Source organism: Blautia wexlerae (assembly GCF_013300825.1).
Taxonomy (GTDB): domain Bacteria; phylum Bacillota; class Clostridia; order Lachnospirales; family Lachnospiraceae; genus Blautia_A; species Blautia_A wexlerae_B.
The window spans coordinates 116377-140788 of the sequence record NZ_JAAIMY010000006.1; the positions used below are offsets into that span (position 1 = coordinate 116377).

Genomic DNA, 24412 nt, shown 5'->3' on the forward strand with positions numbered 1-24412 from the left:
CTGTTTTGTGCCAGTAATTTATCTGCGTCCCAGGATTGCTTCTGTCATCTGGATCACACGCTTGTTTTCTTTAACATCGTGGACACGGACAAAAGAGCATCCCTTCATTACGCCAATTACACTGGTAGCCAAAGTCCCCTCCACTCGCTGATCTACAGGAAGCTCCAGTGCCAGTCCGATCATGGATTTGCGGGATGTACCAAGGAGAACCGGAAATCCCAGATTCTGAAAAAGCTCCAGGTGATTCATTGCTTCCAGATTCATTTCAAATGTTTTTCCAAAACCAATTCCCGAATCAAGCATGATTTTTTCATCTTTAATGCCGGCCTGTCTTGCAAGATTGACACATTCCTGTGTTTCGGCGAGCATATCAATGAGAAAGTTTTGATATTCTGTATTAGATTTGTTGTGCATCAGACAACAGGCCACATCATATTTTGCGATCACAGCTGCCATTTTCGGATCATATTTTAATCCCCAGATATCATTAACCAGGTCAGCTCCTGCCTGGATAGAGCTTTCAGCAACACTGCTCTTAAAAGTATCTACAGAAACAGGAATGTCAAAATGTTTTTTGACCGCTTCAATAACAGGAAGAACTCTCTGTGCTTCCTCATCAGCACTGACAGGTGTATGACCGGGACGTGTAGATTCGCCTCCGATATCAATAATATCTGCACCATCAGCAATCATTGCCTCTGTATGTTTCAAAGCTTCATCCATATGATTCCATTTGCCGCCGTCAGAAAAGGAATCAGGGGTAACATTTAGAATTCCCATTATGTAAGTATGATTCTTAGTATCAAAAAAACGGTTTCCAATTTTCATGAGCAGAGCCCATCCTTTCTTTTGTGCTTATGAAGAAGATCAGTATTCAATTTTCATATTTTTTTTATCATCAGACCAATAGCATTCAGAAGCTGCGGAACATAAAAAACAATTTCTGGACTGCTTATCTGCTTTATAAAGAAGTGCTGCCAGCGTACTGCAGGAATCTCCTTTTCGGTGATGTCCAATGGAAGACAGAATCAGTTCTTTTTCCTGTTCTGTAAAGTGCAGATCTGTCAGGATTTCCCGTGCGATTTCTACTCCTGCAATATCATGGGGAATGTTGTACTGATATTGCTGTGCACGTCCGATATCATGAAGAAGTGCTGCTGCATAGATAAGCTCTTTGGACAGCTCCAGATATTCCTCCAGTGCATAAATGTACATCAGCCGTGCAACATCCAGAAAATGTTCAGGCGTATGACGGCAGAAGATCCGTTCACTTTCAAATTCCTGTATTTTTTTATAATGTTCCTGATAAACCGGGTGTCTCCAGATCTGATTGACACGATCCATATCTGAAAAATTGTTATTCATCCTTTTACCATAGAAAGGAACATTTTCTGCAGTTCCTTATCTTCTGTAAATGCACCACGGGTTACAGTAGTGATCGTTTTGCTACCTGGTTTTTTTATTCCGCGCATGGTCATACAGGTATGTTCCGCTTCCAGCATTACCATAATTCCTTTTGGATCCAGAGTACGCTCCAAAGCATCTGCAATCTGAACAGTAAGCCGTTCCTGGATCTGTGGTCTTCTGGAATAAACCTCTACTGTACGTGCCAGTTTGCTTAAACCGGCAACTTTGCCGTTGGGGATGTATGCAAGATGAGCTTTTCCATAAAAAGGCATCAGATGATGCTCACACATGGAGTAAAAGGTGATGTCTTTTTCCAGCACGATTTCATTATTTTCTACAGGAAACTGCTTTAACAGATGCTGGTCCGCTTCATGACCAAGACCTCCGTAAATTTCTTCACACATGCGGGCAATCCTGTCAGGAGTATCAATCAGACCTTCCCGTGTGATATCTTCACCGATACCTTCCAGAAGCAGACGGACTGCCTGCTCAATTTTCACTTTGTCAACCATTAAAAAGTAACCTCCTTTGTATTTTTGAAATGGAGATTATCCTTTTGACCAAATTAAAAAGGATATCTCCAATTGTGATAGAATGTATGTCGAAAACATTCCCTAACACAATATGAGATATCCTCTTATATTGTTTGCAACGGGTGCGGATAATATACCGTAAGACGCACTTTTCGTTTCAGTGACAACTCCCCATTCACCGAACACTTAACGCATAAAATCCTATTTTGCATATCATTCATTTCGGTATTCAGTATACCATGTAATACGATAATAGAAAAGCTTTTTTCTGACTTTTCAGAATGATTTTTTCCTGCTGCCAGAACTAATAGTTTCGAAGTACACTTTGCAGATATTCTTTATACTGCTGCTTTACATCTTCCGGTCCGACAATCCTCATCCCAGATCCGACACCGGTAAGCCAGACAAAAAACTGCGAGCTTATCTGTTTTTACATTTACCACTCTTCACATTTAATATCACTTATCTGTTCGATTGGGATGACCGTTTGATCCGTCATGATTATGGTATGCTCATATTCATCTACCTTTTTTACAATACCAGAGTACGTAACATAGGATCCGCCGGCTTTTTTTGCATCGGGAATAAAATAAGTTATCGATACATTCTGTTCTATACCGATATTATTTCTGATTATATTAATTTTTTCGTTCAGCTGAGCAATCACTTCCTCGCTCAGTTCCAATCTTTCATCTGTTAATTTTGCCGTTTCTTTTATCGCAGCATCATGTCCGGTCAGAGCTGCAAAAGGAGCAAATTGTGCTGCCCGATCCCGAAGTGGCATTTGCGGATGATTCTTAGAGACCGGATGCGGTAAATTGATGATATCGTCATAAGAATTATTTTTCATCCTCTTCCAACTCCTTTACGCCTTATGTCCGCCAATTTGTTCATTTCTGTCCTTGGCGGTTGCACCTTCCTGAAGATTCATTCCCTTCAGTACAGCGTTTTTTCCAAATTTCTTCTTGATACTGAGCATTGCCTCCTGCATACGTTTTTCGCGATCCAACTCAGCCACTTCCTCTTCCTGCTTTTTCCTTTGTGCCTCATAATCCGTAAAAAGATCCAGCTGCTCATACACTTCTTCTTTCTTGACAGATTTTTCATCCACAAGCCTGTTCGCTGTGATATTGATTCTTCTGACAAGCAGGTTTCTGTCAACAAGCCTGTCATATAACTCTATTACTGCATCTGTTATCATTTTTGTTGAGGAAGTCTGCCGTTTCAGATTGGTCGTTCCATGTGCGTGTTTCGGAATTCTTCTTCCATAACGGTCGATCGTAACCTCTCCATGATACTGCTTTTTCCTGTCGGCATTATTCAGATTCTCAATATCATAACCAACCGTCAACACAATCTGGTCTGTTACAAGCTTCTTATCCACCAAATCCAAAACCATCTGGTCCGTCATCTCTTTGACGACTAATTTTGCTTTTTCAAAGTCATAAGGACAATGAAGTACCTGCCCGGAACAAACACTGTTCGTTTCCGGTTTGTAAGCCTTGACCATTTTCATGGTACAAGGCTCATATCCCCAGGCATGATCAATCAGCAGCTCTGCATTAACGCCAAACAGTTTATATAGCAAATCTTCGTTATATAATTCATTCTCTTTTCCGATGGAACATCTGGCAATATCACCCATCGTATAGAGGCCATATTCTTCCAACTTCTTTGCATATCCCTTTCCGACTCTCCAGAAATCAGTAAGAGGTCTGTGGCTCCAGAGTTTCCTTCGGTATGACATTTCATCCAGTTCTGCAATTCGTACACCATCTTTATCTGCTTTAATATGCTTCGCCACGATATCCATCGCAATCTTACACAGATACATATTTGTTCCGATTCCAGCAGTTGCCGTTATACCTGTCGTTTTCAGCACATCCTGTATCATGGTCATCGCCAGTTCTCTTGGTGTCATATTATAAGTATGCAGATAATCCGTCACATCCATAAATACTTCGTCGATTGAATAAGGAAAAATATCTTCCGGTGCAATATATTTCAGATAAATGCTGTAAATTCTGGTGCTGTATTCCAGATAGAGAGCCATCCGGGGAGGAGCAACAATATAATCAATCTCCAGTGCAGAATTGATATTTAATTCTGTACTGTCATCAGAAGAACCAATAAATGTTCTGTTCGGTGCTTTCCACCTGCGGGCACTATTGGCTTCTTTTACTTTTTGGACAACCTCAAATAAACGAGCCCTTCCGGGTATCCCATAACACTTTAAGGCTGGAGAGACCGCAAGACAGATCGTTTTTTCTGTTCTGCTTTTATCCGCAACCACAAGATTGGTCGTCAAAGGATCCCTATTTCGTTCTTTACATTCCACAGATGCGTAGAATGACTTAAGATCGATTGCAATATAGGTTCTTTTCTTTTCCATCATTCTACACCTCCCGATTCTCCTGTGTTCCGTTTGTGATTATTTCTCCTTATCCATCACCATATGTATCATTTTCTCGAAGGATTCCCTGAAATGCTCATCATCCTCTGCTGTTCGTTTTCTTGGTCCTTTTAGGTGATTCTTTCCGGATTCCCTTCGTGCTTTCTTGTTCAAGTGACGCTCCATAAGCATCTGGTCAATATTTTCATTGGTATACCATTTCCCGGATTGGTGAATCGCATACGCAGCTTTTCCAAGTGCCATTGCTGCCACTCCATAATCCTGTGATACAACAATATCGCCCCTATGGCAAATGCTGATCAGTTTATAATCCACTGCATCTGCTCCGGCTCCAACTACAATCACTTCACTGTAATCAGATGATAACACATGATTGGTATCACACAACAACGTTACCGGAAGATTGTGCTCTTTTGCAACTTTTTCAACAATACCGACTACCGGACAGGCATCTGCATCAACCAAGATCTGCATATTTCCTCCTTTAATTGCACCTGAACGGAGTGCGAACCTCAATAAGATTACCACTGGGATCATACAGTCTTACAAGCTTCTGCCCATCTGCAAGTTCTGTCAGTTCGGTGGCATATCGGACGAAATACTTACCAGATTCATATTTCGCAAGCAATCCATCTATATCAAAATCCTCGAAATACAATTCCATCATGTTATTGAACGGCGTAGAAGTTTCATTCAATGTTTTCCCCCATATGTCGGCATCCTGCAAAACAAGTCCCTCCGATAAGATCACATTACCTTCATTCTTAAGAATCACTTGCAGTCCAAATAAGTCCCTATAAAATTCTATGGATTTTTCTATATCATCCACCACAATCAGTACATTCTTTAACATACCGGCCACCTCGCAATCCGCATTCGATTATATGATCTTCCCAGACAAATGATCAATTTCATGTTGACAGATCTGTGCCGTCCATCCAGACAGCTTCTGCCGCTGTTTTTTCCAGTTGAAGTCATAATATTCTACTTCAATTTCCTGATATCTGGTCGTCTTACGAACACCATCCAGAGACAGACAGCCTTCTTCCGTCTCATACATGTCATGCTTTGAAACAATCACCGGGTTAAACATAACAACATCTATAAATCCCATATTCACAATGATAATATTCTTCCTTACACCAATCATATTTGCAGCCATACCAACGCACCGTTCCCGGTTCGCCTGCAGCGTGTCCTGCAGATCCTTTCCAATCTGGATATCTGCTTTTGTGGCCGGCTCGGATGGCTGGCTTAAAAAGAAAATGTCTCTTACTATTTGCTTTACCATTGTAGTTCTCCTGCAATTTTTATTTTACTTTTTTCAACTTGTTGTTCACATCAAGACAAACCTTGTCCCCTTCATTGATGTTACATTCATAGAGCATGGCATCCTCTGCTTTTATCCTTATTTCTTCTCCTGAAGAATTCATAAGCGTCACTATTGCCATGACTGGCATGCCTTTCGGTCGCTCTTCACAACCGAAGTCCAGGTCTTCCTCAATTCGTTTTACTGTGTATATCATAGCAATTCCTCTGAAAATAATATTAGAAATCAGTTCTCCATGTTCCTTCGAATTTTCTCTATCAAAGTGACATCTGCCGGTAACCAGGCAACGCTGTTCAGTTGATCCTTCGTAAGCCATTTTGCAGCTTCCGCTTCTTTTAGTTCCAGGTGACCGGCTGTGACCTCTGCCCAGAAGCAATCCATAGAAAGGTGAAAGGTGGGATAGTCATACTCTATAGTGTCAATCAAATCCCCTACCTTAATTTCTGTATCCAGTTCTTCCATGATTTCTCGCTTTAATGCTTCCTGAGGAGTTTCTCCTGCTTCAATTTTTCCTCCTGGAAACTCCCAGCCGCCTTTCAGCTCACCGTAACCACGAGCCGTTGCAAAAATTTTATTCTTTTCTTTCATATTGTCGCAGATAACTGCTGCAACTACTTTTATTGTCTTCATTTGTTTCGTACCTCAAATCATTTATGCTGTAATATTTGACTGTAAATACCGTAATAAATCTTCTCTCACTGGATGCTGCATTTTCATCGTTACTTTCGTGATCGGCTGCATACGTCCGCGATTATCTTCTTTCCGGGCATTTCTGGCCTCCACCACAGTGAATTGTCCCATGTAATAAAAGCTTGTTTCCGCATCTGACTTTTTCACAAGCAAGTGCTTTCTTTCAGCTTCAAGTACATCTTTCATATATGAACTATCCAAGCCTTTCCCAATCTGAGAGTCCCACTTAAAAATCAGATCATCCTCAAAAGCATCCGCATAATCAGGTTTTCCATCTACATAGTTTTTTTCATCCTGACTTTCTTCTTTGTGATATGTAATAAAAATGAAAACATCATCTTCAATTCTTTTCATACCATACATAATAGAGGACAAATCCTTGCCACAGTTCATAAGAAGGCTTACATCTCTTCTGGAATATTTTTCGTATAATACAAACGGACTATCCACAATTCGCCCCGGAAAATACTTATCCTTATATCTGGCAATACCGACTTTTATAATATCTTCCACCTGTGTGTAGAACTGAATATGTGCAAGTCTTTCTGTATAACTTTTCAGTCTTCGGATCATTCCTGATTGGTCATTTTCCAGAATATCAATCTGACGAAATTTCTGATATTCTGCTTCTTTACTCACGAAATGTCCTTGCAGCACCTGAATTGCTTCATTTACCTGTGATGTGCTGATTTTAATTCCATAGGTCTTTTGGTATTCTTTTATAAAATCTGCAACCCCTATATGATCTCTGTAAAGCAATTGACTTAATATTGCAAGCTCATCAGGGCGCACTCCTGAGAGAATTGTTTTGGACAAATACTCCAGTGTTAATTTCTCCTGTTCGTTTAGGCTATTCTTGTATTTATCCTTTTCCATTGCCTGCATAAAGGCATAATATGTTTTATATTCTTTAATAATTACCAGTGGATCAATTTCCTGATTTTGATAGAAATCATACAACAGCGGAACCCGTCCTAACCGATTCTTCAGAGAAACATAGCTTTCTTTGATCAGAGTTTTCATCCCTTTGATTTTATCGATGGACTTAAATATCTTATCTTTGGAAATCTCATCAAAATGAACAGTTGAAGCCCCTGGTATTGTACTATTTCCACTGATTACATATTTGCGGATTACATCAGCGTTATAAGAACGGTCTCCTGATAAAGCTACCGGAATCATAAAGTTATTATTATAATTTCCAATAAAATCCAAAATAACAACATATTCTTTCCCTGGTGCCTTTCTAAGTCCTCGTCCCAACTGCTGAATAAATACAATGGGAGACTGCGTTGGTCTAAGCATAATGACTTGATTCACCTCAACGATATCCACACCTTCATTTAATATATCTCGCGAAAAAATATAATCCAAGGGCTGCATTTCTTCCGTTGCATCTGCTTCATCCATTGCCAGTCTCTCGAATGCTTCCTGCCGTTTTTCTTCATTATCAGCACCACTAAGAGCAATTGTACGATATCCCAGAGCATTAAACTTTCTCGATAATTCTTCGCACTCCTTAACACGACTGCAAAAAATAAGTCCCCTTACACGATTGCCACTGTAGCCATAATATTCCGACTGTTCGATCACATGCCGCACTCTCTCATCACTGGTAAGCTGATTGAATTCCTCATCTGTCAGCTTCGCAGCCTGCAATGTTTTATCATCCAGGGAAACAACCTCACTGATGCCAAAATAATGAAATGGACAAAGAAGATTATCTTCCATTGCCTGCTGTAAACGGATTTCATGAGCGATTTGATAATGGAAAATCTCATATATATTTTTGCCTTCCTGATTATCATCTCTTTTATCCGGTGTCGCAGTCATACCCAAAAACAGTTTCGGATTGAAATAATTAATGACCTTGGTATAAATATTGTTAGAACTGTGGTGAGCCTCATCCAAAATAATGCAATCAAAGGCATTTGGCTGATACTGAAACAAGTGTGTATCTCTGTTCAAAGTCTCTACTGTTGCAAAAACATAATCCTTTTCATATTCATAGAAGCCTGCTCCCACCAATCCCATTGTCACTTTCTTATCAAAAACTTTTTCAAAAGATTTTTTAGCCTGCTTTGCAAGTGTTACACGGTGAACCAGAAACAATACTCTTTTGAAACCAAGCTCACGCATAGCAAATGCGGATGCATATGTCTTTCCTGTTCCCTCATATGTCAAGTAGGTGACACAAACTTTTTGAAAAACTTTTGCTTGAAAATAAAGGCTTTTTGAACCGTATTCTTTAAAAATCCTATAGAGTGTGTTCCTAAGGTGTCAAAAAATCGGCTTATTGGTGTTAAATAAATGTTCTTATAATTTTGAATACGCCAACAGCTGATCTGGAGGGATAATTACATCATCCTTTATGTAAATGGCAATTTCGCTCCCTAACATATCATTAGATCGGTCAATTGCATGCGAAAGCATCCATTTCTTGATTTTCATACTATCGTCTAATTCGTCCCATCCTTCATATGGAGGATCTCTCCATTCATCTAAATCAAAATTAAATCTATGAATTTGGTCTACCGTTGCATAAAAATCTATTTTGTAGCTTTCAGCTTTTGTTTCCCAAAATTGCTCTACTTTCTTTGCCGCAGGAAATAGCTTCGCTAAAGTCATTAGAAATTCAGGTCTCTCATGAATTCTTGTCCCGTAAGCACGTATATCATCATTCATCATAAATCCATTAACACAAAAATCATAAAAGACTCTATGAGCAATCCTATCAAGCTTTTCTTCCGTTTCTGTCAAAAAGTGTTGCTCACTATAATGTTCATAATCAATGTCATACAGATTCCCATTATAAGATACTGTCTTTTCATGAATATCAAAAGCAATCCCTGCCTTTTTCAAGAGCCTTGAAAAAATTGTATTCTCAGAAAGAACCATCTGCAGATTTTTTAATCCATTCTTTTTTATCTCTTCACATTGATCAAGACTTCCTAAAACATGAAATGCCATCACCTTTATGTCATGGACATTTACTTTAGCGATTCTATCTATATTCCGTTCCCAAAACACTTCAAAATCATTTCCACTATTCATTATCAGTTCTTCAACATACTCATTTGATTTCATCTGTAATAAATCCAAGATGAAGTCAAATGCTGAATTACATGTCCTTAAGTCAAAATCCATGCCTTATCCTTCCCTCTTCACATAATACAGTTCGATATCATACCCCAGTGCTTCCATCATCTGCACAAAAGTCCTATTCACCACACCATCAGGCTTCTTGATTACACGGTTCACGTATGCCTTAGTGGTATCAATCTCTTCCGCCAGCTTCACCTGAGTCTTGCCCTGCTCTATGCACTTTACCTTTACATCAACCTCAATGTTGTTCTTTACCATGAATCTATCCTCTATCGAAATATATCGGTTGTCTTTTTCGTATAATTTATAGTACACCAAAATCTCAATTTTTTCAATTAAAAAGAGGCCCGCCACCTAAGCAGCAAACCTCAAGCACCACAATATTTACTTCCAGATTACTCTAATCTCATTATCTGGATGAACTTCAACTCTCTCAACATACTCATCCATCAGCTCCGGTGTAAGCTTCATCACTACAAAACTATCATGAATCTTCACACGGTTATATTCCCTGGTCTTATCCTCTGCCAGTGACAGCTTCTCCATCAATTCTTCATGCTTCTTCCTGAGTGCTTCCATCTGATCCATCGTTCCATATTATCTCTGGTCTTGAGATTTAACACATTATGCTTCTCATAAAATTATTTGTTCCGTACAACCTTATTAAAAGAACTAATAAATACAATTGTTAATCATATATCCTACAATATAAAACACTGCTCCCAGGTTTCCCCAGGAGCAATGCACCATCAATCGTTCACAATTATTTTTATACAGGGAAGTGCCCGGATTAGTTGGTATGATTCCCTCAGCAAGTGAGCCTGACCAGTGCTTGAATGGTTCATATAATGTTAGTATATTTTTCTATCACTTCATTTTTCAAAGTTGGTCTCGCTGCACTTTACCGTAGATAACTTCCACGAAGCTATGAGACTCGAACTCATCAGACCAACAGAGTACCTGACCAACTCCGCTTCATTAGCGATAAGGCAGTAAAATGTTCTTTCTATTCAACCCAGCTGTTAATTCCTTTATTTTCGGTATATATCACTCGCTTTAAGCAGCCTTCTCTTGAATAACTCATATATTATCAGGAAATCTTTTCATTATCCATGACATATTGTTGATGTCTCTTCACTCTCTCTTCCCAAAATCCAAACTAATCCATCCAGCCCCAGACTTCAGTTTTCCCCATCCTTTCACAGCACCCTTACCATTTTTCACTTCAAACGCAATGGTTTTCTTTTCAATATCAGCGGATTAGAATATGAGCCAATTGATACCGACAAGATGTTTGAATTAATTCGCAGATTACGAACTACCGTAGAATTGCTGAGTGCTATGGAATCTATACGAAAAGATTACCATAAGATTCTGGGATTATCTCTTTACCTGATGCTATCAAATCCCATTGAAATATCTTTTTTCTCTCTTCCTAACCCATATTACACATGTAAGCACTCTCTGCAAGAAAGTTTGGAAAGAGCATATAGTATCCCCACACCAGATTACTTCCAACAAGAGATGTTTTCTAAAGATAGCATCACTATTCCAGATACATTAGTATCCCCATCATTTGAATTGCATGTTCAGCTATATATGGGATGTATGGAAGGAAGCGGTCAAGAAGCACATATAAAAGGTTCTTCAAGTGACCTTTTCAAATCAATGCTATTCTTATACGCACACGGAATAGATGAATCACCTTCAATTCGCAGAACCATAGATCTTATCTTCCATTATTGCTGTGATGTAGGAGCTGTAAAGAATATCAAAAATGATGGTTCCATTGAATATTATGGCACACCAAATACAAGCAAGATTACTTCTGACATGAAAACCAGAATTCTAGAAATTGCAAGGCTTGTAATTGCTGAAGAAATCAATGCCAATATGGGAAGCATCCATCCAATGTACGATGCCGAAAAAATGACTCCATCCTGGCATGTGGATACGCTCATTGGAGGATTGTATTTTTCCATCTTCTATATGAAACCAGATTTGGAATTATTCAGACGTTGTAGACAATGCGGTCAATTTTTTACTGTAAAAGCCACATCTACAAGAAAGGTTTACTGCGATGATCTCTTCCGAAACCGATATCAGCAAAGTATGCATCGTAAAAGAAAAAGAGAAAAAGAAGAAAATCTGTAAACAACAAATCCCCTGTCTCCACCTACTGGTTACAGGGGATCATTTTATTTTTTACTACGTGGCGGAACTGCTAATCTTTTCAATACCGTCTCAATACAATTTGCCAGAGCCACCTTACTCTTAAGAGGATTCCCGGTGTAATGATACATTAAATACCTGGTATCAATAACAATACCCTGGATTCTTTCATAGTTGAGCTTATTTGTTTTCCAATCACTGACAGCTTCTCCTATCGTGCCAACAGGTTCTGTCAAGCCAAAGAAGTTTTTCTTCATGTTGTATGGCATGATAAATGCATTGAACAGAGAATCATTGTCTATACTATGTGCCTTTTCAAGGTATTCACCATATGTAACCTGCTTACTAATAGATGAGGCATTCGGAAGATGATCTGGATTTCCCGTCCATCCATACCGATAACACTTTGCATCCAACACATAATATTTTTCGTTGTAAATCATGATGCTATCAGGCATCAGTGGATGCTTTTCTTTGTACTTACCAAAATCCAGCAGCCATCTGGTTCTTGGGAAATACTGATCCTTGTTTTTCTCTCCGAAAGCTCTGTCTATCAGTTTTTCCCACACATGATCAAAATCATCCGTTCCAAAATAGAATGTACTTTCCGATGTTTTTTCGTCCATATATTCTAGCATATCTAACATCCCCTGAAACAGGTTTCTCTTTCGATCGTCGTTTGTATTTCCAAGCTTACTTCTTACGATCTGTATAGATGTTTTTACATCGGGACAGGCTCCAGGTTTTTCTGGCATATAAGGAACATATAGCCATCCAAGTTTCAAAAAAGCTTCATATACGCAAAATCTATTAATCTGCGTGATGGTTTTATTATCATTTGGTGTCGATGATCTTACTGTAAAGTCTATGTATATCAACGAGCTCACTCCATTGGGAGACTGTTGCACCAATGGAGTCTGATTTCTGAATGTCCTTGGCCAGTGCTGATTTCCCGTAGGACTGGTTCTAAACACTGGATCAGTCTCAATGTAATACTTACCGCCAAGAGAAAAGTAAAACTCCATAACTGCACGATAAGCATTTATAGGAAAATCTACCGTCTGTGGTGCCGCAAACTTGTTAATAGAAAGCAGTCTATCCTCTTTTGAAGTAAATTCAGATAAAACCTGTATCAGATGCTTTATGTCCGTTCTGATTTCCTGATCAGTCTCCGGAAGCTGATAGCCTATAGGGAAATAGACCATTGCTTTATCAGAATCAGCTTTAACACCTACAAATCTATCTCCATCTTCATTTGAATTCACATGGCAACGATTACGGATGTCTTCGCCATCAGCTACTTTCAAAGCTGAATCTATGTCCATTGAACATCACCACCTTACTATTCAGATTCCGGATTTTGTAATGCATCTACCACGTTCTGCTTAAACATCTTGAAGCGCTGGATACCCTCTGCATACATGAATGCTCTGATTACACTTTCAAGACTTCTGTATTCTGTGGTTTCAAAAATAACTTCACGATTGAACTTGAAGGCATCATCCCACAGATATTTGATAACCTTTTCGGGAAATCTACGATTTTGCTTCATAGCAGTTCTGATTTCAGCTAATCGAATATCATCTTCTTTGGAAATAATACCAGCACTCTCTTTTTTGCGTAAAGAATCATATTCTCCAGAAGACAAATCTCCCATTTTCTGATTCTTTTGCAAATCCATAAGACGAACAAAATAAGCTCCAAGACGCTTATCCTCAGAAGAAGACATTCTTACATTGTTTCCTACAATAATGCTGTTTATTTCTGTACAGAATACTTCCCATGTAATACCTGTATCTAAGATTTCAGCATCCGCCAGGTTTCTATCTACAGTTTCAAAATTATTCTCAATCAAACGCATCTCCCAACGTCTTTGGAATGCTGTATCTAAGGTAAATACATTCTGATCAGAAGTATTCATCGTTCCGATAATCGAAAGATTTGACGGAATTTTAACTTTGTGTTTAGAATCACCGTAAACAATTTTTGCGATATTTGCATTTGTTATACCATATTCACTCGTTCCAATAGGCATACCATCATCATATTTTTCTGACGCAATCACTTTTCTATCTAACAATTGAAATACTTCTCCAAATATTGCAGGAGCATTACCTCGATTTATTTCTTCAATTACTAAAATATACTCTTCTGTTGGATTCAGATAAGCATCTTTCAAAATATTGGTAAACGGTCCTGCTGTAAATTGATAGCTTACTTGACCATCTTCTGCAACAACCGGTAGTATCTGACCAATAAAATCTGAATATGTATAATCTGGATGGAAAACTAATCTTTCAACATGGGTTCCTTTTTTACAATACTCATGTTCAATAGTCCAACTTTTCCCCGATCCTGGAACTCCATATAATAAAACATTCGTCCCCGTAGATATACGTGTCTTCTCCAGATCATCAAACGAAGCACCTTCCTGATCTGCATCTAAGCTATCTAATCCAATAACTTTAGTTGCATTCAGACGCAATAATGTTTCTACTCTTTTCTGATAATCATCAAGTCTATCTGAAATCACCGATTGAGCCGAAACACTTCCGCCAGAATATTTCAAGTATGGGTTCATACTATCAGATAACAGTGATTTCAATATTCTTAAAGAACCTTTTGCTTCCTTATCTCCATTTACATCTACTGGCTGATTAGTTTCCAATAATTTTCTATAAATGCTATTTTGATTGAAAATCACATCTTTTTCGCCATCAACTAGCTTAAACACTGCTCCCTCAGCTAATGCAGTGAGCAATTTCAATAAAATCAACTCACACTCAGGATCAAATGTGACATCTACTCCTATCCACGACAATAATACCCTTACAAAAGCTGACTCATTACTAGATATTACACTGTGTATGATATCCATATTAACCGAATAAGCCAGCTTTTTAGGATAACGAATACCACCTGTTCGCTCTGCACTTGCTGCTTTACTTGAATCAACAAAACTTACCTTAGCTAATTTCCATACCAATTCAAATGCAACAATCAATGCTTCCATTTGAGACTTAAAAAGCTGATTATCATTAGCACATGAAATAACTTTCTGAATATCTATGTTCTCTTCTTCACATATCTCTGATAAATAATCTGACAGCCACTGTCTCAATTCTTGCGTTAATACAGTTTCTTTGTCCTTTTGTTCTGAAAAAACAAGTTCTGATGGATGATCAGCACATTCCCACAATAAAACAGAAAGTGCTAATATGCCTTTAACATGTGGTAGTGACGATTTAATTCCCAATTTCAAATCAAGCTCATCATATGCCATAAGATTGTCAGGTCTATTCATTCTCTATCCCCTCCTTTATATCCTTCATAATTACACTAGCTATTGCAGCAGCAAGTTTGGGTGGAACTGCATTACCCACTTGCTTCATTTGTGATCCTTTATTACCAATAAATCTGAATGTATCTGGAAAGGATTGTATTCTTGCCGCTTCTCTAACAGTTATAGCTCTATCCAAATAAGGATGTGTAAATTTACCAGAAGAAGGTGTATCAAATCTTGTGGTTATAGTAACAGATATTTCATCCTTTCTCATTCTTGTCCAAGTTCCACTATAAATAGATTTTGTTAAATGTTCCTTGGGAAGAACTTCTTTCCCAGCATTGGGAGGAATCATTGCTAAACGCTCCAATGCGAGCTTAGAATGTTTGGTAACAACATGATTAAATAGTTTTCCTGAATCTCTTCTCATTTCCTTTTGATAGTCACTCTCTGGATCTGTACTGTAGGCTTGCTCTTCCTCACCTTCTCCTGAATTCAGATATGCTAAATCACTGATTGCATCCCATATATTAACAAATTTTATACAAGGAACAGGGAGCTGAGGGGCTTCTGAATCACGTTTTCCAATTATTACAGCTCTTCTTCTATTCTGTGGGACACCATAATCGGATGCATTCAGCACTCCCATATTGAGCTGATATCCCATAGAATTAAATAGTGTCTGTATTTCCTGTCGAAAGAAACCGCCTTCCGCTGTTAATAAATTAGGTACATTTTCCATTACAAAATACCTTGGTTTAACTAATTCTACAACCTTTACATAATACTTAAACAAGAAATTTCGTTCATCATGGATAGTTTTCCTTTGTCCTTTTTGAGAAAAACCCTGACAAGGAGGACCACCTATAATTACATCTATTTTCCCTTGAAAATCACCAAAGGTTTTTTCTAAGTCCAATTGTGTAATATCACCAACTACCATTTTAGTGTTTTTGTGATTTACTCGATATGCATTAGCTATTGATTCATCATACTCATTTGCCAATACAACATCAAAGCCTTCTTGTTCAAACCCAAGGGACATTCCTCCTACCCCTGCAAACAAATCGATTACTTTAGGTTTTATCATTTTTATGCCTCCTGGATTCTTTGGCTTGCCATATCAAAATATTCTTTTGATAATTCAATACCAATAAAATTTCGACCTGCTTTTTTGGCAGCAACTCCAGTTGTTCCGCTACCCATAAACGGATCTAATATATTGTCATCTACATTAGAAAGAACATCAACAAAATGGCGCATTAAACTTTCTGGTTTTTGAGTTGGATGTTTTCCATATTTTCGTTCACCATTTGGAGTAACAGAAGTCTCTACAAAATCATGTAAAACAGCCCCATTATTGTTGAATGTTCCTGTTCTGGTTTTATATGTGAAATAAATCCAAGCTTCCGTAGAATTAACAAAGTGTAGATTCATATTTCTTGGCATCGGATTTTTCTTATGCCAAATACCAGTTGTCTTATAATAAAAGCCATATTTTTCTGCTAACTTAATCACAGTTTCAACTTTAATAATAGCCATAAATACAATAATAGAACCACCTTTTTTCATAACTCTTGCGGCAGATCCAAAGAATTGTTCCATTGATTCAGACCATTCAGAAAAATCCATATTATCCCAACCTGCATCACCAAAAAAATTATCTCGCATTTTTTTTAAATTAGTATCTCTGTCTTTCATAAAATTCCCCAAATTATATGGCGGATCGGTAATTATCAAATCTATGGTGTTATCACCTATGGATTTCATAGCTTCTATACAATTGTCGTTATATAAATTAATTACTGACATACTACTTCCTTTCACACATTGAAAAATCAAAATTCATTAATATCAATTCCCTGTTCAAACATCCGTTGATATCTTTCGTACGACATAACCACCGCAATAGGCTTACCGTTTTTCTGAATAAATGCTGTATTATCGTTTTCTACAAGTCCTTTTATAAGTTTTGATGATTGTCCTCTGTTGAACTCTGCTATATTAAGGTGTTCCATTGGGCTTTTCACTCTTTTATCGCTCAATTACTTGTCCTCCATGAAATTACACATAATTATACTTATTACATTATATACAAAAGTAATTACTTTTACAATTCTTTTTACAATATTTTAATCATGTTTATTTACAATCTTAATTACAATTACTTTTATAATGATATAATATTCTTCTTTTTGTACAGTTTTTGATTTTATATGTTATAATTAATATAGATTTTTATACTATATTTAAAAGGAGCGTGATATTATGAGTTTTCTACTTGAAAACATCCAAACACCCTTATCTGAACAGACAGCTTATATATTAGGGGGAATTGTATCCGCCTGTTCTTATAATGAAGAACAATCCGCCTGGTTATTGCCTGTCATTCACAATCCCGGCAAAGTAACATCTACTGATTTACAATCACATCAGAACTCTCTCAAAAAAATACTTTCTGGTATGTATGCAAAGTTTATAAAAAAAACAGATGATAATTACAAAAAATACATGCAACCAAATAAGCAAGGCTTTGTTTTTTTAGTCAGTTCTGCTACAATAAAAACGCCTGAAAATCTCATAGAAACTTTCTCTGAACACATTATGATAGCTTCAGAAAAAGTAAGATGTGCTTTTATTACTGGAGCATTCGATGGGCGTAGTTCTTTGGACAAACATACCCGAATGCTTTCTCTGGACGAAAGACATCCTCTTTGTTCAGATCTAATCATTAACGTATTAAAAAGTCTGAAAATAACCGCTTCAATTAACAAGTCAAGGGATCGCATCACAGGAGGAAATCCACGAAAAAATCAAATCCGTATTTCTGCAGCTGATGTACCTGAATTTGCTAAAACAGTGGGACTTATTTCTCCAACAAGAGTAAAAGATATAGAAAATGCCAGTATTAGTAATTTCATCGAAGAGAAAGACAATAGCTTAAGCGGACTCATTAAAATAAAAGGACTTCGTTTATCTAAACAACAACGCAAATTAAAAAAAGTAAGTGTTGATAAACGTTCTCACGAAGCAGGAGCCGACCAAAAATTAATTGATGAAATTTCATCAACTAAAATCACAAAGCCAACCAAAGAAGTCTCTTATACTGGTAAACCAAAGAAAAAAATTTCTGCTGTTACTCAATCTCAAACAACAACTTTCCCACGAGACAAAAAGGTTTCACTAAAAGCCTTGAAAATTGCAAATTACACATGTGAGATTGATGCACAGCACCAGACCTTTATAAGAAAAAAAGATGATTTGCCATATACTGAACCGCACCATCTTGTTCCGATGGCATATTCTGACGATTTTGATGTTTCTTTAGATATCGAAGAAAACATCGTATCGCTCTGTAGTACATGTCATAACCAGGTGCATTACGGAAAGGATATCGAAATAATACTTAAGCCATTATATGAGCGTCGAAAAGATCTTCTTGCACGTGTTGGTATTTACATTACTTATGCCGAACTATTAAAAATGTATAAATAATAGCACGCATGATATCTCAGATATTGAGGTATCATGCTTTTCTACCATTCATCGGTAGTGTAAAATAGTTTGTGTTTTTGGTAAAAAATAACTCCTTTTTGGTAAGAATTCAGATATGACAATTCTTATCGAAAAGGAGTATTTTTTATGGCAGTTGCAAAAGAACAAATTCGACAGATCATCTCAGAAAACAACATTAATAGCGTTGCAGATATATACACGCTTCTGAAAGACAGTTTCAAGGATATCCTGCAGGAGCTGATGGAGGCAGAACTGGATGCAACTCTTGGCTACGAGAAAAACCATAAGGGAGATCTACAGACAGATAATAAAAGAAATGGTCATTCTACAAAAAACTTAAAGAGTCAATACGGTGAATTTCAAATCGACGTACCAAGAGACCGTAACGGTGAGTTTGAACCAAAACTCATCCCTAAATACCAGAGAGATATTTCCGGGATTGAGGAAAAAGTGATATCTTTATATGCCCGTGGTATGAGTACACGTGACATCCACGACCAGCTCCAGGATCTTTATGGGATTGAGCTATCAGCTGAAATGGTCAGCAAGATCACAGACAAGATACTTCCTCAGGTTAAGGAATGGCAGTCCCGTCCTCTGAACCCGGTTTATCCGTTTGTCTTTATGGACTGTATCCATTATAAAGTACGTGAGGATGGCAGGATCCTGAGTCGTGCTGCGTATGTAGTTCTTGGCGTTACAGTGGAGGGATACAAAGATATCCTCAGCATCACAGTAGGCGCAAATAAAACCAGCAAGTTCTGGTTTGGGATGCTTAATGATCTTAAGAACCGCGGAGTAAAAGATGTCCTTTTCTTCTGCGTGGATGGTCTTCCGGGTTTTAAAGAAGCTATTCAGGCAGTTTATCCGCAGGCAGAGATCCAGAGATGTGTGATCCATATGCTACGCAATTCTTTCAAATATGTAAATTATAATGATCTGAAAAAGTTTTCCTCGGATTTCAAAGAAGTGTACAATGCTCCGAACGAAACAGCCGCTTTAACAGAGCTGGAGAACATGAAAGAAAAATGGGGGAAGAAATATCCGTACGCGATCAGTAACTGGGAAAATAATTGGGAAGATGTAAGTTCCTTTTTCCAGTTTTCTAATGATATCAGATGCATTATGTACACGACAAATATCATAGAAGGATTGAACCGCCAGTATCGGAAAGTCACGAAAACGAAAAGCGTATTTCCAGGCGATTCTGCATTGGAAAAGATGCTGTATCTTGCCAGCGAGAACGTAGTCAAAAAGTGGACGCAGAGATACCGGAACTGGGATCAGGTATTGAATCAGCTGATAGTCCTTTACGGAGAACGGCTTACTGCTTATCTGTAAGAGAAAATCACGACCACCGGCTTAGCCGGTGGTTTGCTTTGACCCTATAAGGGTCTATGGCCGGCACTGGAGTCTAAAGACTCATCGAAATAGGTTCGCCAATCGCAACATCATTTACCTACAAAGCCCTTTCAGGCTTATCTTTATTTGTTACGTTTTACTGGCTCACCCGTAAACGGGTCAATATACTCTTTCAGTGTCATTTGATCATATTCCAGATCATCCTATAACTGATTTGCTATATATTCCTGTATTTTTTTTGCATTTTTCCCTACCGTATCCACATAATATCCACGACACCAGAAATGTCTGTTTCCATATTTGTACTTCAGATTTGCATGTCTTTCGAATATCATTAATGTACTTTTTCCTTTTAAGTACCCTACAAAATACGACACACTTATGCTCGGCGGAATTTCTACCAACATGTGTACATGATCTGGACATATCTCTGCTTCAACAATTTTTACATCTTTTCTTTTGCATAACATACTTAAAATATCTGCTATATCCTGTCTGATTTTTCCATATGCTACTTTTCTTCTATATTTTGGTGCAAAAAGTCGGGTAAGAGACGGACATTACTGGCCGTCCCTCCCCTAAGAACGGAACGTGCAACTTTCACCGCATTCCGCTCACACATCTATGACACATAGTATTCACTACGTACGGCTGTACTTTTCTGATATGCTAATTTTCGCTTCATTTCATGCTCCTTTTTCCGCTTTATGAAGTAATCGCTGTTCAAAAAAGGATTTTTATTCAAATCCAGTGATTTTACCCTTACTATCGGCATGTCCATCATTTGATAGAGAACAATCGTGTCTGTTCCGAATGACCATTGTCTTCCACATTTTGGATGCCAATACCTGTTCTTCACCCATTTATTACATTTCTTCGGATTTCTTCGTTTGGCCCATTTCCATAGCATCTCCCAGAGTCTATGGTCTATGAGAGCGAATGTGCTTTTTGCGCAGACGCAATGGTGGTATTCTGCCCATCCTTTTGTTATCTGATTTAGTTTTACAATCAAAAGCTCTTGTTTTGACTCACGATAATACCTCACTGTCTGGCTAAGCTTTTTCGTGATTTTCTTCTTAGATTTAGTCGACGGTTGAATCAGAAGTTTGCCTTTGAATTTCCTGAAATTCCATCCCAGAAAGTCGAAGCCGTCATTTATATTTGTAGTAGCCGTTTTTTCTTCTGATAGTTTCAACCCCCGCTCTTTCATGAACTCTTCAACCACTCGTTTAACATCTTCAAGAACTCCCTTGCAGTCTGCTGTTATAATGAAATCATCAGCGTAGCGGCATAGGTGTACTTTATGCTTGTTGTAATTCGGGTGATAATGCCCTGTACTGCTCGTACTGTATCTTTCAAGTAATAGTCTTTCAAGTCCATCCAATGTCATATTTGCATAGGTCGGACTGATCAGCCCTCCCTGGGGGCTACCTTCTGTTGTGGGGAATAATCTCTTATTCTCTACATAGCCGCATCTCAAGAATTGCCTCATTATTCTTTTATCACTTGGAATATTTTCCAACATCCAGTCATGACTGATGTTATCAAAGCATCCTTTAATGTCACCTTCCAAAATCCATTCCGGAGAAGTTTTTCTTGACAGGAGTTTGAACATATATTCCATTGCATCCTGTGCACATCTGTTTTGCCGGAATCCAAAGGAAACCTTGTCTGCTGTTGTTTCTGCTATCGGGGCAAGAGCCAGCAGTTGTAAACCCTGCATGGCTCTGTCGGTCATAGTTGGTATCCCTAGTGGACGTTTTTCCTTTTTTCCATACTTTTCGATATAAGTTCTCTTCAATGGCTTTGCTTTGTATGAAGAAGTTGTAAGGTTGTAAACTGCCTGGATTTTGTCTTCGTCTGTCGACCAGATGTCTCCATCAATTCCAAGTGTATTTTTACCTTTGTTTGTTATCACTCTCTTAACTGCCAGGACTTTTGCATAAAATGAATTTGTGATTAACTTTTGGAGTCTCTTTACAAGTCTCCACTTATCAGCCTGTACTGCCTTCACAATCCGTACTTGTAGTCTATTAACATACAGTTCTGCCTGTTTCCAGTTAATCTCTTTCCATTTCGGTCTTCTGTATGTCTGCATTGTCCTCGCAGGTGGCGTCATTGAACTTTGTGCATTCATAGATTCCCAGTCTTTCATATGATTAGACCCGCGCCAGACGTCTGCCTCCTTTCGGATGGGACAAAGTTTGAATCCCTATCTGTTGCATTACACAACAGCATTCGCTTCTTCTGGCATCCATTCCTCCTGTGCATTGTATTTTTCTTACGATTAACCTACCTGTGAAAGGAGCACAAAAGGGTTTCCCAGTTCCATTGCTTGAATTATTGCGATGCATTTAGGCTCCATCTTTTAGGCCGGAGGTGCTTCGTCCATTCGGCTCAGCGCATATCGAAACCGCCAGCCCGCGCCCTCTAACCGTTTTGGTAATGGTGTATCAGTCACTTTCACCATTTCAAGTATCACGACCCTTACAATGGTTCACATATGTTAGCCGTGTGCATCAATTCCTAGCGGTTGGGTGGATGTGAATTCCATTTACCCGCATTGTCCCACTGCTTCACACCTTTCATCACTTACTAGGCATTTCGTGGTAGGAATATCACGAATGGAGGTGATAGCGCATGCGCGCACTTCAAGCAACGACCGCAGGTCGCACCAATATGATACTTACAATTCCACTTTGTATGTGATAAACTATTATTATCCATATGGATACCTCCTGTGTATATTAGTGCGGTTGGCGAACCTACATTAATTATACCACCGGAGGTTTTTTTCTGTAAGCTGAAGCAATGCTGACTCACCTGCATAGCAGGTGGTTTATTTGTTTTCCAAAGCTCCGTTTTTCGGATCAGCGAAAAACTCCACAATGGCAAACAGGGCTTTGCCCTAACAATAAAAACGCCAGTGGAATACTCCACTGACGCCTTAAATTTTTGTATTCTACCCTATCACACTGGCACCAAATGGCATGAAAGAAAGTCTTGCCATCTTGAAAAACTGCTTTCCAAACGGAATTCCAACTATCGTAATACACCATATACAACCAACTATCAGATTTCCAAGCGCCATTTCCCAACCAAAAAATACAATCCATATGAGATTTACCAAGAATGAAAACATACCATTTCCATACACGATTTCTTTTCCAAACGGCCAGAATGCCAACGTTGCAAATTTAAAGCATTACAGGCCTACCGGAATTCCAATAATTGTAATACACCATATGCATCCTGCAAAAACCCATGCTAGTCCACCCAGCAATCCTCCAAATATAAACCAAAGGATATTACCTATAGTTCTCATGACAACACATCCCCCTTAAAGTCCTCTGAAAATCTGATCAACATGATTTCTACGATTTCTCAACCAGCTTTACGGCAGAATCTCAAGCCAGTATCCATCTGGATCTACAATGAAATAGATTCCCATCGCTTCATTTTCGAAGCAAATGCACCCCATCTCTTCGTGCTTCTTGTGCGCTGCCTCATAATCCTCTGCCTTGAATGCCAAGTGGAATTCGCATTCACCCAGATTATACGGCTGTGGATGATCTTTAAGCCAGGTAAGTTCCAACTCAAAATCACTTACATCGTTGCTCAGATACACAATAATAAAATCATCGGTAGTCTTTCTTCTCACTTCGTGCAAATCAAGGGCCTCGTTGTAAAATTTAATAGATCGGTCCAAATCTGATACATTGTAATTTTCGTGAATCATCTTAAATTTCATAGTTCTTCTCCTTTTGTACATTTTGTGTTTCTAATACGTGACTTAGATGTCAAATCTCCACCCACAATCACCATGATAAATCATTTGTTTTGTCATACCACCGTCAATACAGATATTTTCACCTGTAATAAAGCCTGCTTTTTCAGAACAAAGAAACAGTACCATATTGGCAATATCCATGGGATTTCCCACACGATGAACTGGCTGCTGCACTGCATCTGCTCCTGTATATTCGGTAAAGTCAGTATCTATCCATCCCGGAGAGATTGAATTGACTCGTACTCTTCCTGCAAGGCTGACTGCCAACGCATGAGTTAATGCTGAAATTCCGCCTTTTGCTGCGGTGTAACTTTCTGTTTGAGGTTGACTCATGCGGTCACGGGAAGATGAAATATTGACAATGGCAGCTCCTTCAGAAAATATGGCTGAAATAGTTTGGCCAGATAAAACGGTGCCGTAACACCTACTTTTAATGCATAATTGAATTCTTCATAAGAGCAGTTGTCAATTCCTTTCATCAACGGTAATGCGTTGTTGATAAGATAATCCACATGACCATATTCAGTAATCACCTTTTGAGCAAATTTCTCCAATGTATCCTGCTGTGCAAGATCACCGGTAAAGTAAACTCCAGGCTGTTTATCAATGCTGCAGATAAGGGCTCCTTGCTTCTGAAATTCCTCTGCAATAGTCTTTCCAATGCCCTGTGCGCCTCCCGTCACAATCACTACTTTATTTGTGACATGCTCTCGCCACTTAAATCTTACAGATTTTGAAATGGGGGCTTCCTGCTCGATTGCCCTTCAGGGCAAAGCTAAAACAGGCTATCCCCGCGTGTCCCGCGGTTCTT

The 24412-nt window shown here is 38.5% G+C and carries 24 protein-coding genes, 3 pseudogenes and 1 riboswitch; of the genes and pseudogenes, 3 read left to right on the plus strand and 24 right to left on the minus strand.

Features of this window, described 5'->3' with window-relative positions:
• Positions 1–18: 18 nt before the first annotated feature.
• The 14 genes from folP to G4417_RS05285 form a co-directional block, all read right to left on the minus strand.
• A complete protein-coding gene (gene folP, locus G4417_RS05220; protein WP_173682813.1) occupies positions 19–828 on the minus strand; it encodes a dihydropteroate synthase in 810 nt (269 codons plus the stop codon).
• Positions 829–867: 39 nt separating this feature from the next.
• Positions 868–1365: an HD domain-containing protein gene (locus tag G4417_RS05225; protein WP_243872078.1), complete on the minus strand. Its 498-nt coding sequence runs from the start codon at positions 1363–1365 to the stop codon at positions 868–870.
• On the minus strand, positions 1362–1919 hold the full coding sequence (folE, locus tag G4417_RS05230; protein WP_173682812.1) for a GTP cyclohydrolase I FolE: 558 nt from the start codon (positions 1917–1919) through the stop codon (positions 1362–1364). Before folE ends, G4417_RS05225 begins: the two co-directional genes overlap by 4 nt.
• 135 nt (positions 1920–2054) lie before the next feature.
• Positions 2055–2151: riboswitch (THF riboswitch) on the minus strand.
• A gap of 225 nt (positions 2152–2376) precedes the next feature.
• Positions 2377–2790 carry a hypothetical protein gene (locus G4417_RS05235; RefSeq protein WP_173682811.1) on the minus strand — a complete coding sequence of 138 codons (414 nt, stop codon included), beginning with the start codon at positions 2788–2790 and terminating at the stop codon, positions 2377–2379.
• A 15-nt stretch (positions 2791–2805) separates the two neighbouring features.
• Positions 2806–4332, minus strand: coding sequence for a DNA methylase (locus G4417_RS05240; protein ID WP_173682876.1), 1527 nt, complete (start codon positions 4330–4332; stop codon positions 2806–2808).
• Positions 4333–4371: 39 nt separating this feature from the next.
• Positions 4372–4827: a YaiI/YqxD family protein gene (locus G4417_RS05245; RefSeq protein ID WP_173682810.1), complete on the minus strand. Its 456-nt coding sequence runs from the start codon at positions 4825–4827 to the stop codon at positions 4372–4374.
• 10 nt (positions 4828–4837) lie between these two features.
• A complete protein-coding gene (locus G4417_RS05250; RefSeq protein WP_173682809.1) occupies positions 4838–5206 on the minus strand; it encodes a VOC family protein in 369 nt (122 codons plus the stop codon).
• Positions 5207–5233: 27 nt separating this feature from the next.
• Complete coding sequence (locus G4417_RS05255; protein ID WP_173682808.1) at positions 5234–5644, minus strand: peptide deformylase; 411 nt, start codon at positions 5642–5644, stop codon at positions 5234–5236.
• Between the two features lie 19 nt (positions 5645–5663).
• Positions 5664–5879, minus strand: a complete 216-nt coding sequence (locus G4417_RS05260) for a hypothetical protein (protein WP_173682807.1) — start codon at positions 5877–5879, stop codon at positions 5664–5666.
• A 29-nt stretch (positions 5880–5908) separates the two neighbouring features.
• A complete protein-coding gene (locus tag G4417_RS05265; protein WP_173682806.1) occupies positions 5909–6313 on the minus strand; it encodes a (deoxy)nucleoside triphosphate pyrophosphohydrolase in 405 nt (134 codons plus the stop codon).
• 21 nt (positions 6314–6334) lie between these two features.
• Positions 6335–8512, minus strand: a complete 2178-nt coding sequence (locus G4417_RS17270) for a DUF3427 domain-containing protein (RefSeq protein ID WP_420314187.1) — start codon at positions 8510–8512, stop codon at positions 6335–6337.
• A gap of 177 nt (positions 8513–8689) precedes the next feature.
• On the minus strand, positions 8690–9520 hold the full coding sequence (locus tag G4417_RS05275) for a hypothetical protein (protein WP_118669988.1): 831 nt from the start codon (positions 9518–9520) through the stop codon (positions 8690–8692).
• 3 nt (positions 9521–9523) lie between these two features.
• The gene (locus G4417_RS05280) at positions 9524–9736 is read right to left on the minus strand and encodes a helix-turn-helix domain-containing protein (RefSeq protein WP_055057545.1); all 213 of its coding nucleotides are present in this window, start codon (positions 9734–9736) and stop codon (positions 9524–9526) included.
• A gap of 126 nt (positions 9737–9862) precedes the next feature.
• Positions 9863–10066, minus strand: coding sequence for a hypothetical protein (locus G4417_RS05285; protein WP_055057546.1), 204 nt, complete (start codon positions 10064–10066; stop codon positions 9863–9865).
• Between the two features lie 702 nt (positions 10067–10768).
• On the opposite strand from G4417_RS05285, the gene G4417_RS05290 reads away from it, so the two are divergent.
• Positions 10769–11632 (plus strand): hypothetical protein, encoded by an 864-nt coding sequence (locus G4417_RS05290; protein WP_173682805.1) that lies wholly within the window; start codon positions 10769–10771, stop codon positions 11630–11632.
• A gap of 44 nt (positions 11633–11676) precedes the next feature.
• Here the strand turns inward: G4417_RS05290 and G4417_RS05295 are convergent, their stop codons facing one another.
• From G4417_RS05295 to G4417_RS05315, 5 genes are read right to left on the minus strand one after another with little or no spacing between them, the layout of a single operon-like run.
• Positions 11677–12975, minus strand: a complete 1299-nt coding sequence (locus tag G4417_RS05295) for an LlaJI family restriction endonuclease (protein ID WP_173682804.1) — start codon at positions 12973–12975, stop codon at positions 11677–11679.
• Positions 12976–12992: 17 nt separating this feature from the next.
• Positions 12993–14954, minus strand: coding sequence for an McrB family protein (locus G4417_RS05300; protein WP_173682803.1), 1962 nt, complete (start codon positions 14952–14954; stop codon positions 12993–12995).
• Positions 14947–16023 carry a DNA cytosine methyltransferase gene (locus tag G4417_RS05305; protein ID WP_055057550.1) on the minus strand — a complete coding sequence of 359 codons (1077 nt, stop codon included), beginning with the start codon at positions 16021–16023 and terminating at the stop codon, positions 14947–14949. Before G4417_RS05305 ends, G4417_RS05300 begins: the two co-directional genes overlap by 8 nt.
• A 2-nt stretch (positions 16024–16025) precedes the next feature.
• Positions 16026–16745: a DNA-methyltransferase gene (locus tag G4417_RS05310; RefSeq protein ID WP_173682802.1), complete on the minus strand. Its 720-nt coding sequence runs from the start codon at positions 16743–16745 to the stop codon at positions 16026–16028.
• Positions 16746–16771: 26 nt separating this feature from the next.
• Entirely contained in the window at positions 16772–16978 is a 207-nt protein-coding gene (locus G4417_RS05315) for a type II toxin-antitoxin system Phd/YefM family antitoxin (protein ID WP_227311554.1), read from the minus strand.
• 223 nt (positions 16979–17201) lie between these two features.
• Between G4417_RS05315 and G4417_RS05320 the strand changes: the two genes are divergently transcribed.
• Positions 17202–18428, plus strand: coding sequence for an HNH endonuclease (locus tag G4417_RS05320; RefSeq protein ID WP_173682801.1), 1227 nt, complete (start codon positions 17202–17204; stop codon positions 18426–18428).
• A gap of 147 nt (positions 18429–18575) precedes the next feature.
• Entirely contained in the window at positions 18576–19790 is a 1215-nt protein-coding gene (locus G4417_RS05325) for an IS256 family transposase (protein WP_173682800.1), read from the plus strand.
• 143 nt (positions 19791–19933) lie between these two features.
• Here the strand turns inward: G4417_RS05325 and tnpA are convergent.
• The 5 genes and pseudogenes from tnpA to G4417_RS17705 form a co-directional block, all read right to left on the minus strand.
• Positions 19934–20353 (minus strand): annotated as a pseudogene (tnpA, locus tag G4417_RS05330) (IS200/IS605 family transposase); the annotation flags it as partial.
• Between the two features lie 80 nt (positions 20354–20433).
• Positions 20434–21966: a group II intron reverse transcriptase/maturase gene (gene ltrA / locus G4417_RS05335; RefSeq protein WP_202048491.1), complete on the minus strand. Its 1533-nt coding sequence runs from the start codon at positions 21964–21966 to the stop codon at positions 20434–20436.
• 807 nt (positions 21967–22773) lie between these two features.
• Positions 22774–23136 (minus strand): annotated as a pseudogene (locus G4417_RS17480) (YccF domain-containing protein).
• Between the two features lie 69 nt (positions 23137–23205).
• Positions 23206–23562: a VOC family protein gene (locus G4417_RS05345; RefSeq protein ID WP_020993711.1), complete on the minus strand. Its 357-nt coding sequence runs from the start codon at positions 23560–23562 to the stop codon at positions 23206–23208.
• A 42-nt stretch (positions 23563–23604) separates the two neighbouring features.
• Positions 23605–24290, minus strand: a pseudogene (locus G4417_RS17705) (SDR family oxidoreductase).
• Between the last annotated feature and the right edge of the window lie 122 nt (positions 24291–24412).

Coding starts and splice junctions, on each gene's coding strand:
- G4417_RS05255 (WP_173682808.1), bottom strand. CDS start 5,644: ATGGTAAAGCAAATAGTAAGAGACATTTTCTTTTTAAGCCAGCCATCC.
- G4417_RS05265 (WP_173682806.1), bottom strand. CDS start 6,313: ATGAAGACAATAAAAGTAGTTGCAGCAGTTATCTGCGACAATATGAAA.
- G4417_RS05310 (WP_173682802.1), bottom strand. CDS start 16,745: ATGTCAGTAATTAATTTATATAACGACAATTGTATAGAAGCTATGAAA.
- G4417_RS05305 (WP_055057550.1), bottom strand. CDS start 16,023: ATGATAAAACCTAAAGTAATCGATTTGTTTGCAGGGGTAGGAGGAATG.
- G4417_RS05250 (WP_173682809.1), bottom strand. CDS start 5,206: ATGTTAAAGAATGTACTGATTGTGGTGGATGATATAGAAAAATCCATA.
- G4417_RS05345 (WP_020993711.1), bottom strand. CDS start 23,562: ATGAAATTTAAGATGATTCACGAAAATTACAATGTATCAGATTTGGAC.
- G4417_RS05295 (WP_173682804.1), bottom strand. CDS start 12,975: ATGGACATAGATTCAGCTTTGAAAGTAGCTGATGGCGAAGACATCCGT.
- G4417_RS05245 (WP_173682810.1), bottom strand. CDS start 4,827: ATGCAGATCTTGGTTGATGCAGATGCCTGTCCGGTAGTCGGTATTGTT.
- G4417_RS05320 (WP_173682801.1), top strand. CDS start 17,202: ATGAGTTTTCTACTTGAAAACATCCAAACACCCTTATCTGAACAGACA.
- ltrA (WP_202048491.1), bottom strand. CDS start 21,966: ATGAAAGACTGGGAATCTATGAATGCACAAAGTTCAATGACGCCACCT.
- G4417_RS05280 (WP_055057545.1), bottom strand. CDS start 9,736: ATGGTAAAGAACAACATTGAGGTTGATGTAAAGGTAAAGTGCATAGAG.
- G4417_RS17270 (WP_420314187.1), bottom strand. CDS start 8,512: ATGCGTGAGCTTGGTTTCAAAAGAGTATTGTTTCTGGTTCACCGTGTA.
- G4417_RS05285 (WP_055057546.1), bottom strand. CDS start 10,066: ATGGATCAGATGGAAGCACTCAGGAAGAAGCATGAAGAATTGATGGAG.
- G4417_RS05275 (WP_118669988.1), bottom strand. CDS start 9,520: ATGGATTTTGACTTAAGGACATGTAATTCAGCATTTGACTTCATCTTG.
- G4417_RS05300 (WP_173682803.1), bottom strand. CDS start 14,954: ATGAATAGACCTGACAATCTTATGGCATATGATGAGCTTGATTTGAAA.
- G4417_RS05325 (WP_173682800.1), top strand. CDS start 18,576: ATGGCAGTTGCAAAAGAACAAATTCGACAGATCATCTCAGAAAACAAC.
- G4417_RS05260 (WP_173682807.1), bottom strand. CDS start 5,879: ATGATATACACAGTAAAACGAATTGAGGAAGACCTGGACTTCGGTTGT.
- G4417_RS05235 (WP_173682811.1), bottom strand. CDS start 2,790: ATGAAAAATAATTCTTATGACGATATCATCAATTTACCGCATCCGGTC.
- G4417_RS05290 (WP_173682805.1), top strand. CDS start 10,769: ATGTTTGAATTAATTCGCAGATTACGAACTACCGTAGAATTGCTGAGT.
- G4417_RS05240 (WP_173682876.1), bottom strand. CDS start 4,332: ATGGAAAAGAAAAGAACCTATATTGCAATCGATCTTAAGTCATTCTAC.
- folP (WP_173682813.1), bottom strand. CDS start 828: ATGAAAATTGGAAACCGTTTTTTTGATACTAAGAATCATACTTACATA.
- folE (WP_173682812.1), bottom strand. CDS start 1,919: ATGGTTGACAAAGTGAAAATTGAGCAGGCAGTCCGTCTGCTTCTGGAA.
- G4417_RS05225 (WP_243872078.1), bottom strand. CDS start 1,365: ATGAATAACAATTTTTCAGATATGGATCGTGTCAATCAGATCTGGAGA.